Source organism: Pseudomonas sp. FA-1 (genome assembly GCF_056856075.1).
On sequence record NZ_JBWXTH010000002.1, the window covers coordinates 483,752 to 496,430 of the forward strand.

Annotated in this window: 11 protein-coding genes and 1 pseudogene; 6 read left to right on the plus strand and 6 right to left on the minus strand. The window is 63.5% G+C overall.

What is annotated here, in order from left to right; genetic code table 11:
* Positions 1-59: 59 nt before the first annotated feature.
* The gene (locus tag AC1MHZ_RS06230) at positions 60-2,213 is read right to left on the minus strand and encodes a DUF1631 domain-containing protein (protein WP_482966141.1); all 2,154 of its coding nucleotides are present in this window, start codon (positions 2,211-2,213) and stop codon (positions 60-62) included.
* Positions 2,214-2,459: 246 nt separating this feature from the next.
* On the opposite strand from AC1MHZ_RS06230, the gene nadC reads away from it, so the two are divergent.
* Positions 2,460-3,308 (plus strand): carboxylating nicotinate-nucleotide diphosphorylase, encoded by an 849-nt coding sequence (gene nadC, locus AC1MHZ_RS06235; protein WP_324814071.1) that lies wholly within the window; start codon positions 2,460-2,462, stop codon positions 3,306-3,308.
* Positions 3,309-3,444: 136 nt separating this feature from the next.
* On the opposite strand, the gene trxB is transcribed toward nadC, so the two are convergent.
* Positions 3,445-4,407 (minus strand): thioredoxin-disulfide reductase, encoded by a 963-nt coding sequence (gene trxB, locus AC1MHZ_RS06240; RefSeq protein ID WP_224456886.1) that lies wholly within the window; start codon positions 4,405-4,407, stop codon positions 3,445-3,447.
* A 327-nt stretch (positions 4,408-4,734) separates the two neighbouring features.
* Between trxB and cysZ the strand changes: the two genes are divergently transcribed.
* Both cysZ and AC1MHZ_RS06250 read left to right on the plus strand, forming a co-directional pair.
* A complete protein-coding gene (gene cysZ / locus AC1MHZ_RS06245; RefSeq protein ID WP_084858543.1) occupies positions 4,735-5,484 on the plus strand; it encodes a sulfate transporter CysZ in 750 nt (249 codons plus the stop codon).
* Positions 5,485-5,565: 81 nt separating this feature from the next.
* On the plus strand, positions 5,566-6,243 hold the full coding sequence (locus tag AC1MHZ_RS06250; RefSeq protein WP_482966142.1) for a hypothetical protein: 678 nt from the start codon (positions 5,566-5,568) through the stop codon (positions 6,241-6,243).
* Between the two features lie 59 nt (positions 6,244-6,302).
* Here AC1MHZ_RS06250 and AC1MHZ_RS06255 read toward each other — a convergent pair whose 3' ends face one another.
* Positions 6,303-6,734 (minus strand): methyl-accepting chemotaxis protein, encoded by a 432-nt coding sequence (locus AC1MHZ_RS06255; RefSeq protein ID WP_411969659.1) that lies wholly within the window; start codon positions 6,732-6,734, stop codon positions 6,303-6,305.
* A gap of 162 nt (positions 6,735-6,896) precedes the next feature.
* Positions 6,897-7,619: pseudogene (locus AC1MHZ_RS06260) on the minus strand (PAS domain-containing protein); the annotation flags it as partial.
* Positions 7,620-7,785: 166 nt separating this feature from the next.
* Here AC1MHZ_RS06260 and AC1MHZ_RS06265 point away from each other — a divergent pair.
* Entirely contained in the window at positions 7,786-9,003 is a 1,218-nt protein-coding gene (locus AC1MHZ_RS06265; protein WP_084858546.1) for a glycosyltransferase family 4 protein, read from the plus strand.
* Between the two features lie 96 nt (positions 9,004-9,099).
* Here the strand turns inward: AC1MHZ_RS06265 and AC1MHZ_RS06270 are convergent, their stop codons facing one another.
* Together AC1MHZ_RS06270 and AC1MHZ_RS06275 are read right to left on the minus strand one after the other, a co-directional pair.
* Positions 9,100-9,582 (minus strand): glutathione peroxidase, encoded by a 483-nt coding sequence (locus tag AC1MHZ_RS06270; protein WP_084858547.1) that lies wholly within the window; start codon positions 9,580-9,582, stop codon positions 9,100-9,102.
* A gap of 145 nt (positions 9,583-9,727) precedes the next feature.
* Positions 9,728-10,213, minus strand: a complete 486-nt coding sequence (locus AC1MHZ_RS06275) for an FKBP-type peptidyl-prolyl cis-trans isomerase (RefSeq protein ID WP_084858548.1) — start codon at positions 10,211-10,213, stop codon at positions 9,728-9,730.
* On the opposite strand from AC1MHZ_RS06275, the gene AC1MHZ_RS06280 reads away from it, so the two are divergent.
* Both AC1MHZ_RS06280 and pta read left to right on the plus strand, forming a co-directional pair.
* Positions 10,212-10,514, plus strand: coding sequence for a DUF3565 domain-containing protein (locus AC1MHZ_RS06280; RefSeq protein WP_084858549.1), 303 nt, complete (start codon positions 10,212-10,214; stop codon positions 10,512-10,514). The two genes, AC1MHZ_RS06275 and AC1MHZ_RS06280, sit on opposite strands and share 2 nt — an antisense overlap.
* Before the next feature lie 31 nt (positions 10,515-10,545).
* Positions 10,546-12,636 carry a phosphate acetyltransferase gene (gene pta / locus AC1MHZ_RS06285; RefSeq protein WP_084858550.1) on the plus strand — a complete coding sequence of 697 codons (2,091 nt, stop codon included), beginning with the start codon at positions 10,546-10,548 and terminating at the stop codon, positions 12,634-12,636.
* Positions 12,637-12,679 lie beyond the last annotated feature (43 nt).

The window sequence follows — 12,679 nt, forward strand, 5'->3', positions numbered from 1 at the left end:
ATCGCCGGGGAGGTAACCAGTATGCCCCGCACCCGATGCGCTTGCATGTAAATGATTGTTCAGCGATCCGCCTGGCGGCGCAAGCGCCCGAGCACTGCCTCCAAGGCCCGCTCGAACAACAGCCCGTCGTCCAGCAGGCGCAGTTCGCCGCGGCGCAGGGCCTGGGCCAGCCCCGCACGGTTCCACTCGCGCACCTTCATGCCGGTGCGGTTGGCGAAGACGAAGCGGTCATGGCTGTCGATCCTGGCGACCAGCTTGCAGCGCAGCAACTCGTCGTCATCCATCACCTCGACCCATGCACCGACCTTCAGCCGCTGCACCTGGGCCAGCTCCGGCCCTTGCATGTCCGGCTGCAGCAAAGGGCCGCACGCTGGCTCGTCGGCCACCGCCAGGATGACTTCCTCGGCCACCAGCACGTGCTCCACGGCACAGGCGCTGCCCGGTGCACCCACGCAGGCAGCCAGGTGCAATTGCTCCAACTGCTGGAAGAATTCGCGGGTCGCGACCGCGTCCATGACCACACCCGCCAGGCCCTCGCGCAGGGCCTTGAGCAGCCCCGGCACCTGCTGCAGCAAGCGCTCGCGCGCCGAGGGCTCGTGGTGCGGGGCAATGCTCGCCAGCAGCGCGTCCATGGTCGCCAGCCCTTCGGCCCAGGCTGCGGAACCTTCGCCGTGCTTGAGCCAGGCCAGCAGAAGGACCTGGCTCCAACCTTGGACCAGCATATGCACCACCGCCTGCGGCAGAACCCGGCCATGCAGGCGCACGTTCAGCTCTTGCTGCACCTGCAGGCGAGCCTGCAAGGCACGCGCCCTTCCCTCTTCGGCGTCACGGGTGCGTTGCTCGAGCAGTTCGTTGCGGCGGCGCTCCTGCTGGCTGAAGGCCAGAAAGTCCTCGAGCAGCTCGCTGAACAGCCGTGGGTCATCGGTGAACTCGTTGAGCAAACGCTGGACGATACGCTCCACCCGCAGTTGCAGGCTGTCGTGCAGCCCCTCGTTGCTGGTTTCCCAGCCAATGGCAGCCGCTGCGATCTCGTTGAGCAGGCGCCGGGCCGGGTGGCTAGCACGGCTGAACACGGCCTTGTCGAGCAATGCCACCTTGAGCAACGGAATGTGCAGCCGTTCGATCAGCTCACGCACGGCCGCAGGCAGGTTGTTATCTTTCTGGATGAATGCGAACAACAGGCCGACCAGGTTGAATGTGTCCTCGTCGGCGGTGGCGATGCAACGGCGCGTACCACTGCGCACGCTCACCCGCAGCAACAGCTGCTCCAACTGCTGGCCCAGATCGAAATCATCGCTCTCACAGGTGGCAGGCACGTAGTGCTGCAGATGGGAGAGCAGCCGCAACAGGTCGGTGGTACTGACCGGCTGGGCGCCGGGCACCTGCTGCACCCGAGGTGCAACGCGGCCTCGCAGTGGCGCCAGCAAGGGCGTCAGCGCGTCGAAGAATACCTGGCTGGCATCGTCGGCCTGGGGCTCGTCGGCCTTGGCCAGGCCAGTGGCCGGTCGTTCCAGATGCCGGTGGTCCTCGGCGCGGCGGCGCGGCGCAGCCTTGAGTTCAGGCAATATGCCAGCATTGGCCAGTAACTGGTTGGCCTGCTCGTACAGTTGATCGATTTCGCGCAACACATAGCGCTCGAACAGTTTCAGCAAGACCAGCTTGACCTTCGGCCCTACCCCCAGGTCGCGCCCGGCTTGCAGGAAGTGGTCGCACAATGACTCAGGCCCCAGCGCAAGCCTTTGGGCCAGAGGGGTTTCGAGCAGGACCTGGAAGCGTAACGTCAGTTGCTTGAGCGCCTGACCATCCCGGGACAATACTCGCGCGACCATCGCCTCGACAGCCGCAGAGCGCTCCAGTTGCGCAGTGCTGCGTGAGCGGTCGGCTACGCCCGATTGCCGCTCATCGGCCTGGTTGAGCCGGGCGAAGGCATCGTGAAACCGGTCGAGGAACCCGCGCTCGATGTTCTTGCGCTTGAGGCGCAGGTCGCGCATCGCCTCGAAGTACAGGTTCTGCTCGAAGCGTTCGCTGGCCTTGTCGGCCATTTCGAAGAGGGTGTCGTCGGCATTGTCGAACAGCGTCTGCAGGGCCAGGCGCAAGTGCAACGCCGCCTGGTCGCGTACCTGCAAGAGCGGAACCGGCAGGCAAGGCAAGGACGCACGCGGCCCTCGATCGATGGCCGCCGCCAGCGGCACCACCTTGCCTTCTATCTGCATCCCGGACTCCTTGATAGGGGTGATCTATTCGAATGATCTGAACCAGTCAAAACCATGACGCCAAATACTGGTCGCATTATCGGTAAAAAATCTGACAGCTTCTAGCGCGATCTGCTTACGCTCCCAACTGACCATGGGTTCGGCGAAATGCTCACTCGTCCTGACCAAAGGTCACCGGTGTGGTTGGCGCTGTACACGTCGGCCCCCTGCCCTATAATCGCCGGCACCTAGCTTGTGGAGCCGACCATGCCGAACCTACGCCTCGCCGACCTGACCGCCGAAATCGAAGCCAACGTGCGCCGTGCGCTGCTGGAAGACATCGGCAGCGGCGACATCACCGCCCAGCTGATTCCGGCCGAGCGCCTGGCCAAGGCGACCATCATCACCCGCGAAGATTGCACCATCGCCGGTACCGCCTGGGTCGATGCGGTGTTCCGCCAGGTCGACCCGCGGGTGGCCGTACACTGGCAGGTGGCCGACGGGGACCGGGCCAAGGCCAACCAGGCGCTGTTCCACCTCGAAGGCCCGGCGCGCTCATTGCTCAGTGGCGAACGCACGGCGCTGAACTTCCTGCAGATGTTGTCCGGCGTGGCTACCCGGGCGCGTTTTCTCGCCGACCTGGTGCAAGGCACCCAGGTGCGCCTGCTCGATACCCGCAAGACGCTGCCAGGCCTACGCCTGGCGCAGAAATATGCCGTGACCTGTGGCGGTTGCGACAACCATCGCATCGGCTTGTATGACGCCTTCCTGATCAAGGAAAACCATATCGCGGCCAGTGGCGGGGTAGCCGAGGCGGTTGCTGCGGCGCACAAGATCGCCCCGGGCAAACCGGTGGAAATCGAAGTGGAAAGCCTGGACGAGCTGCGCCAGGCGCTGGCAGCCGGTGCCGATATCGTCATGCTCGACGAATTGACGCTCGATGAAATGCGCGAGGCCGTGCGCATCACCGCCGGCAAGGCCAAGCTGGAGGCCAGCGGCGGCGTGAATGAAAGCACCCTGCGGGTGATTGCCGAGACGGGGGTGGACTACATCTCCATTGGTGCCATGACCAAGGATGTGAAGGCGGTGGATCTGTCCATGCGCCTTAGCCTGTAAACGACTGGGGCCGCTTCGCGGTCCTTTCACGCCACAAGGCCGCTCCTACAGGGGACCGCGTTACATACGAACATGCGGTCTGTGTAGGAGCGGCCTTGTGCCGCGAAAGGGCCGCAAAGCGGCCTCATTACGGAGCTTAGAACGACGCGTTGGCCAGGCCGTCCAGGTAGCGCTCGACGTCCAGTGCCGCCATGCAGCCGGCACCGGCGGAGGTGATCGCCTGACGATAGACGTGGTCAGCCACGTCGCCTGCAGCGAACACCCCTTCGACGTTGGTGGCGGTGGCGTTGCCTTCACGGCCACCGTTGACCACCAGGTAGCCGTCCTTGAGGGTCAGCTGGCCTTCGAACAGCGAGGTGTTCGGCGTATGGCCGATGGCGATGAATACGCCGTCGACCTTGATTTCGTCGCTGCTGCCATCGTTGTTCTTCAGGCGGGCACCGGTCACGCCCATGTCGTCACCCAGCACTTCGTCCAGGGTGGCGTTGAGCTTGAGCTCGATCTTGCCTTCGGCCACACGGGCGTGCAGCTTGTCGACCAGGATCTTCTCGGCGCGGAAGGTATCGCGACGGTGTACCAGGGTCACCTTGCTGGCGATATTGGCCAGGTACAGCGCCTCTTCTACGGCCGTGTTGCCACCGCCCACCACGGCGACCGGCTTGTTGCGGTAGAAGAAGCCGTCGCAGGTGGCGCAGGCCGAAACGCCTTTGCCCATGAAAGTCTCTTCCGACGGCAGGCCCAGGTAACGGGCACTGGCACCGGTGGCGATGATCAGGGCATCGCAGGTGTAGGTGCCGCTGTCGCCCTTGAGGGTGAACGGCTTGTTGGCCAGGTCCACGGCATTGATGTGGTCGAAGACAATTTCGGTTTCGAAGCGCTCGGCATGCTCCTGCATGCGCTGCATCAGCGCAGGGCCGGTCAGGCCGTGGGGGTCGCCTGGCCAGTTGTCGACTTCGGTGGTGGTGGTCAGCTGGCCGCCAGCCTGCATGCCGGTGATCAGCAGCGGCTTGAGGTTGGCGCGGGCGGCATAGACCGCGGCGCTGTAACCGGCAGGGCCGGAACCGAGAATGATGACGCGCGAATGACGTACTTCAGACATGTCGAACTCCTGTCGAGGCGGCCGCGGCCGGCATCGGTGTGCCGGCAGCACCGGCTGGAATTAAAAGGGATCTACGCAGCACTTGGGGAAGGCTACAACGCGTAGATCCGAAACCCAAAAGTTGAGCGCACTGTAGCGAGGTCGCAGAGATTAAGGAAATATCCTTCGACAATCCACCTTATAGAGTGCTTCTATCCAAGCTGAAAACCGATAGAAAATCTTCACTCGCTTTTGTTACAGCCCATTGCTTCTAGGATTGGCGCCTTTCGTCGTGCGGGCAAACTCGGGTAAGGTCAGCGCGTTTTCTCTTTGATCCGGAGCGTCTCGATGCAAGCCCCTGTCCTCTCTGGCCCCCAGTACCTGCGCGAAGGGCTGAAACTGGTCATGAGCCCGAACCTGCGGCTGTTCGTCCTGCTGCCGCTGGCGGTCAACCTGTTGCTGTTTGGCGGCCTCATCTATTTTGCCGGGCACCAGTTCAGCCTGTGGGTCGACGCTTTGATGCCCACCCTGCCGAGCTGGCTGAGCTTTCTCACCTACATTCTCTGGCCGCTGTTCGTCGCCTTGGTGATACTGATGGTGTTCTTCACCTTCACCCTGGTGGCCAACATCATCGCGGCGCCGTTCAACGGCTTCCTCGCGGAAAAGGTCGAGGTGGTAGTGCGCGGCGAGGACACCTTCCCCGCCTTCAGCTGGGGTGAGCTGATCGCCATGGTGCCACGTACCCTGGGCCGCGAAATGCGCAAGCTGGGTTACTTCCTGCCGCGGGCCATCGGCCTGTTCATCCTCTCGTTGATCCCGGTGGTCAATGTGGTGGCCGCACCGCTGTGGCTGATCTTCGGGGTATGGATGATGGCCATCCAGTACATCGACTACCCGGCGGACAACAACAAGATGAGCTGGCAGGACATGCTCGCCTGGCTGCGCGAAAAGCGCTGGCAGAGTCTGGGCTTTGGCGGCATTACCTACTTGGCGCTGATGATTCCGCTGGTGAACGTGGTGATGATGCCGGCGGCGGTCGCAGGTGCCACCTTGTTCTGGGTGCGAGAGGGAGCGTCCGGTAAACAGAACCCGCGGTAGTTATATACCCTAGGCAGGCTTCGAATCAGTGGCTCAATCATCGTCGGCACCCTGTGGTGCGCATCTTTGGAGGATGACCAGATGATTGACGACGATAAGTTGAAGGTGGATGTTCAGGACGAGGGGATTGATGAAAGCGTTCCCATGACGGCAGAACCTGAACAGCCTGCCGAGGCGGAACTGGAAGCACCACAAGACTCTGCCGAGCCGGAGCCTGAACATCCTGAAGAATCTGACGAGCCTGAACACGGCGAGTCGGAAGACCCTGTCGAACCTGAACGCGAAGAGCCGGAAGAACCCGTCGAACCTGAACGCGAAGAGCCGGAAGAACCTGCCAAGCTCGACCAGTCCGGTACACTCGAGATCATAGCCTCGTCAGTAGGTCCAATCGACCCACTGGGCCCGCTGGGCCTGCGTGGTCGCGTGGGTAAGGAGGGGCCGGACCTCACCAATGCGGAGCACGAAGCATTCGACAAAGTGCAGACGCATGTGCACTTCGTTTTTCAGGACGTCCTGTCGAGCCATGGTCTGGATCCTTCGGGGGATTGGCTCATCCACATCAAGGATGATTTCTCCGAGCGCTCTCCTGCCGCCATATTCCTGACCTGGGCACTGATTACCGGAAACCTGCAAAAGCCGGCACTCGTCGAGTATGAAGACCATCGTACAGGTGAGGTACTTGCCGATACCGACGGCACCTTCTGGGCCGCCCTGCAAGAAACGTTCGACATCATGATGAAGGTAGGTGTGATCGCCTGACGTCTGAAATACCCCGGGCCTGCGCGCAGTTTGCGGCGCAGGCCTTTTTCAGCGCTCGCTCAAAGGCTCAACTGGCTGGAAAATCGCCCTACCGCATCCACCACCTTCTGCGCACCTTCCTGGATCTCGACGATCACCCCACCAGTATCGGCGGCCAACGCCAACCCCTGCTCGGCCTGGCGCTTGCTGGTGTCGATGATATCCACCGCCGCCTGGGCCAGTTGCTCGTTCTGCAGAACCACCTTGGCAATCTCGTCGGTAGCCGTACTGGTACGCGAGGCCAGCTGGCGCACCTCGTCGGCCACCACCGCGAAGCCTCTACCCTGCTCGCCTGCCCGCGCCGCCTCGATAGCCGCGTTGAGCGCCAGCAGGTTGGTCTGCCCGGCGATGTCGCTGATGGTCTTGATGATCGAACCGATCACCCGAGATTGTGTATCCAGCGCCTGGATGCCTTGGGCCGCGTCCTGCATGGAACGCTCCAGGCCACGCATCACATCGACGGTCTGGGTCACCACATCCGTGGCCTTGCGCGCACTGGCATCGGTGCCCAACGATGTGTTGTAGGCGATATCCGCAGCCTCGGCAACAGCCAGCTCCTGGTTGACCTGGTCAGTGATCACGGTTGCGAACTTGACCACTTTGTAGAGCACGTCATGGGCATCGATGATCGGGTTGTAGGATGCCTCCAACCACACCACCCGACCATGGGCGTCGATGCGCTTGAACCGGTCGGCGACGAATTCGCCACGGCGCAGCTTGTCCCAGAAGGCCTGGTAGGCCGGCGAATTGGCTTCCTCAGGTTCACAGAAAATACGGTGATGCTTGCCGCGCACCTGTTCCAGGGAATACCCCATGGCCTGCAGGAAACGGTCATTGGCGGTCAGCACCTCGCCTTGCAGGTTGAACTCAATCAGCGCGGTCGAACGCATCAAGGCCTTGATCAGGCTTTCATGCTCGCGAGAGGTCTCGATGGTGCGCGTGAGGTCGCTCGAATGCAGGCTGAAATAGCGGATTCGCCCGTCGCTGCTCTTGACCGGTTGCAGGATCGAACGCAGCCAGGCTTCCTGGCCATTGCCACGCAGCAGGCGGAAGGCGCCGTTGAGGTGCTCGCCACGGGTAATGGCGCCTTTCATGCGCTGGTAGAAGTCCAGCTGCTTCACATGGGCTGGGACGATGTCCTCGATATTGCGCCCGATCAGTTGTTCGGCGCGGTAAAGCATCTCCTGCTCGAAGTTGCTGTTGACCGTCTCGATACGACCGTCGGGGCCAAGCTGCAAGACCAGCATCTCGCTGTCGAGGCTGCTCTTGACCTGCTCGACGGACATCAGATCCTCGCGCAGTTGCTGGATTTCTTTTTTGAGTTTGCTGTTGAACATGACCGCTCCCGGGAGCGCACCCCGACCGTTGGATACTTCTGCATCGGCTGGCCCCGAAGGATTCTTGAGTGCCCCGCGAGGAAATGTTCACACGGGCAAAACCCGCGTCACCAGCCAGCCACGAATCTGTCACATGAACGCAACAGCCCAGGCGGACACTTTTGTCATGAACATACCGCCCCTGCGCATCACCCTGGTCACCGAAACCTTTCCACCCGAAATCAATGGCGTGGCCAATACCCTTGGCCGCCTCAGCGATGGCTTGCGTGAACGCGGGCACCAAGTGGAGTTGATACGCCCTCGCCAGGCCAGCGACAACGCCAGTCGTGACACCGACGACCTGTTGCTCTGCCGCGGTTGGCCGTTGCCCGGCTATCCGGGCCTACAATGGGGGGAAACAACCAAGCGCACCTTGGTACGACGCTGGCGTCGGCAACGCCCGGATGTGCTCTACATCGCTACCGAAGGCCCGTTGGGGCTGAACGCCCTGCGTGCCGCGCGCCACCTGGGCATCGCTGTGGTCAGCGGTTTTCATACCAACTTCCCGCAATACTCGGGGCAATATGGCCTGGGCCTGCTGACCCGCCTGCTCACCCATTACCTGCGATGGTTTCACCGGCGCACCGCGGTCACCCTGGTGCCCAGTGCCAGCCAGCGCCTGGAGCTGGAGCGCCGGGGCTTCGAACGCCTGGGGCTGATGGCACGGGGGGTCGATGCCTACCTGTTCAACCCGGCCCGGCGTAGCCAAGCGTTGCGCCAGGCATGGGGCCTGGGGCCGGACGATATCGCCGTGATCCATGTCGGCCGCCTGGCTGCGGAGAAGAACCTGGGGCTGTTGCAGCCCTGCATGGACGCACTGCACAAGGCTTATCCACAGCGGCGCATGCGCCTGGTGGTCGTGGGCGACGGGCCACAACGCGAGCGCCTCGAGCAGTCGCTGCCCGATGCCGTGTTCTGCGGTGCGCAGCGGGGCGAAGCGCTGGCAGAGCACTATGCCAGCGGCGACCTGTTCCTGTTCCCCAGCCTGACCGAGACGTTCGGCAACGTGGTACTCGAGGCGTTGGCCTCAGGCCTGGCCGTGGTCGCCTACGACGAAGCGGCCGCCGCCCAGCATATCCGTCATGGGCATAGCGGGAGCCTGGCCATGCCGGGTGACCAGGCGGGGTTCATCGACGCGGCGTGCTGGTTGCTGGAGGAAGACGAAACCTTGCGCAGGGTGCGCCTGAATGCACGCCAGCATGCCAGTCGACAAGGCTGGCCCACGATCATCGAGCAGTTCGAGGGATATCTGGCCGGTGCGTGCCGTCAGGTTGCCAGCCAGGATGGCGGAGCAGTGAATGGTGCGTTGGCGACCAAGCCTGGCTCGACAGCACCGCACGGTTGATCACCTCAAGGCCCCATCGCAGGCTGTCGCCAGCTCCCACCGAGACTGCGCCGCTCTCTTCTGTGGGGGGGTGTCCCGCGACAGCCCCCTGGATATTCAGCCCAAGGCCTTCTCGATCGCCTGCACGACCACCGGATCATCCGGTGCGGTACGCGGTGCGAAACGGGCCAGCACGCGCCCGTCCTTGCCCACCAGGAATTTTTCGAAGTTCCAGGTGATATCCCCCGGAAATTCGGCGCCCTCGCCCGCCAGCAGGCGGTACAGCGAATGACGCTGCGGCCCGTTGACCTCGAGCTTGGCGCCCAACGGGAAACTCACCCCGTAGTTGAGGCTGCAGAATTCCTGGATGTCCTTTTCGCTGCCCGGCTCTTGCCCGGCGAACTGGTTGCACGGCAGGCCCAGGACATTGAAGCCTTTGTCCTTGTAGACCTGGTACAGGTTCTCCAGGGCCTTGTATTGCGGCGTCAGGCCACACTTGGAGGCGACATTGACCACCAACACCACCTGGCCCTTGAACGGTGCGAGGGGCAGCTCCTCGCCGTTCAGCGCCTTCAACGTCAGGTCGTGAAATGCACTCATGATGACTCCCCTCTCAGGTTCCCGATGGTCGCAGGGGCGAATCGCGCCCACTAAAAAGGCGCGCGGCCAAACCGTCGTCCTTCCCCAAGGAAGGCAAAACGGCTTGCCCGAGCGCCTGGCGACTCTCTGAGCTTAGCGCAGAAAATCAGTGGTGATGGCCACCTTCACCGTGGATGTGACGGTGAGCGATTTCTTCGTCGCTGGCGTCACGCACGTTGACTACCTTGACCTTGAAGTTCAGGCGCTGGCCGGCCAGCGGGTGGTTGCCGTCGACGGTGATGTCGTCGCCGTCGATGTCGCGGATGGTGACGATCTGCATCTGACCGTCCGGCGCCGAAGCGTGGAACTGCATGCCGACTTCCAGTTGGTCGACGCCTTCGAACAGGCTGCGATTCAGGGTGCTGACCAGCTCGGCCAGGTACTCGCCGTAGGCTTCTTCAGGTTCGATGGCGACGTTCAGCTCGTCACCGGCCTGCTTGCCTTCCAGGGCTTTTTCCAGGCCCGGGATGATGTTGGCGGCACCGTGCAGGTACACCAGCGGCGCACCACCGGCGGAACTGTCGATGACCTCCCCGGCGTCGTTGGTCAGGGTATAGTCGATGGAGACAGCCTTGTTGGCGGCGATCAGCATGGGGCAAGACCTTTTGCAAAAGAATGTAGAGCGATCAAGTGTAACCAACGCATCGCCCGATTGCGAACGCGTGTCGGGGAATGACAAATCCGTCAGTCGGATCACGGGTTTTCACCAGGACGAAGAGGGCCACTGGGTGGTCGAGCTGTCGTGCGGCCATACCCAGCACTTGCGCCACCAGCCTCCATGGCAGGCGCGGCCCTGGGTGCTGGACCCGGCCGAGCGCCAGCGCCGCATCGGCCAGGTATTTGCCTGCGGCTGGTGCGCCCAGGGGGTCGATAGCGATACCCTTGGCGGCTGACCCCTTGCACCGCTTATTTCGAGAAGCACGCATGCAGACATTTTTCATCGCGCCGACCGACTTCGGTGTCGGCCTGACCTCCATCAGCCTGGGCCTGGTGCGCACCTTGGAGCGCGGCGGGCTGAAGGTCGGCTTCTTCAAGCCGATCGCCCAGCATCATCCCGGCGATACTGGCCCCGAGCGCTCCAGCGAACTGGTGGCGCGCACCCATGGCATCCGCCCGCCAACGCCTCTGAGCCTGGCCCAGGTCGAGCGCATGCTCGGCGATGGCCAGCTGGACGAGCTGCTCGAGGAGATCATCCGCCTGTACCAACAGGCCTGCATCGGCAACGACGTGGTGGTGGTCGAGGGCATGGTGCCGACCCGCCACGCCAGCTATGCCGCGCGGGTCAACCTGCACTTGGCCAAGAGCCTGGACGCCGAGGTGATCCTGGTGTCGGCGCCGGAAAACGAAGTGCTCAGCGAGCTCTCCGGACGTGTCGAGTTGCAGGCTCAGCTGTTCGGCGGCCCACGCGACCCGAAAGTGCTCGGGGTCGTGCTCAACAAGGTGCGCACCGACGAAAGCATGGCCGCCTTCGCCGCCCGCCTGCGCGAGCATTCGCCGCTGCTGCGCGGCGACGACTTCCGCCTGCTGGGGTGCATTCCCTACCAGCCCGAGCTCAACGCCCCGCGCACCCGCGACGTGGCCGAGCTACTCGGCGCCCAGGTGCTCAATGCCGGGGACTACGAACAACGGCGCATGAACACCATCATCATCTGTGCCCGTACCGTGGCCAATACCGTGCCACTGCTCAAGCCCGGCACCCTGGTGGTGACCCCAGGCGATCGCGACGACATCATCCTCGCCGTGAGCCTGGCGGCCATCAATGGCGTACCGTTGGCCGGCCTGCTGCTGACCAGCGACAGCAAGCCGGACCCGCGCATCCTGGAATTGTGCCGAGGCGCCCTGCAGGCCGGGCTGCCAATTCTTTCGGTGGGTACCGGTTCGTATGACACCGCCAACCGCCTCAATTCGCTCAACCGGGAAATCCCGGTGGATGACCGTGAACGCGCCGAGTTCATCACCGACTTCGTCGCCAGCCACCTCGACGCGGCCTGGCTGCACCAGCGCTGCGGCACGCCGCGCGAGCTGCGCCTGTCGCCGGCGGTATTCCGCTACCAGCTGATCCAGCGCGCCCAGCAGGCGAACAAGCGCATTGTCCTGCCGGAGGGCGCCGAGCCGCTGCTGGTGCAGGCAGCGGCCATCTGCCAGGCCCGCGGCATCGCCCGTTGCGTGCTGCTGGCCAAGCCCGAGGAGGTCGAGGCGGTAGCCCGCGCCCAGGGCATCACCCTGCCGCCTGACCTGGAAGTCCTCGATCCAGAGGCGATTCGCGGGCGTTACGTCGAGCCCATGGTGGAGCTGCGCCGCAGCCGCAACCTCAACGCGCCGATGGCCGAACAGCAGCTGGAAGACCCGGTGGTGGTCGGCACCATGATGCTGGCACTGGATGAAGTCGACGGTCTGGTCTCGGGCCTGGTGCATTCCACTGCCAACACCATTCGCCCGGCCTTGCAGCTGATCAAGACCGCACCGGGCAGCAGCCTGGTGTCCTCGGTGTTCTTTATGCTGTTCCCCGAGCAAGTGCTGGTATATGGCGACTGCGTGATGAACCCGCACCCCAGCGCCGCGGAGCTGGCCGAGATCGCGCGGCAGAGCGCCGAGTCGGCCCAGGCCTTGGGTATCGCGCCACGGGTGGCGATGCTCAGCTATTCAAGCGACTCGGCGGCCAGCGACGAGGAAGTGGAGAAGGTGCGCGAAGCCACCCGTCTGGCGCAGCAGGCCGAACATGACCTGCTGATCGACGGCCCGTTGCAGTACGACGCGGCGGCCAACCCTGAGATCGCCCGCCAGCTGGCGCCGGCAAGCCCAGTGGCGGGCCGTGCCACGGTGTTCGTATTCCCGGACCTCAACACTGGCAACACGACCCACAAGGCGGTGCAGCGCAGTGCCGATTGTGTAAGCCTGGGGCCGATGCTGCAGGGGTTGCGCAAGCCGGTGAACGACCTGCCGCGGGGGGCGCAGGTGGACGATATCGTGCACACCATCGCCCTGACTGCGATTCAGGCCAGTACCGTGCGCTGACATGCAAAAAGGGGCCACTACACGCCCCGCGATTGGGCCGCAT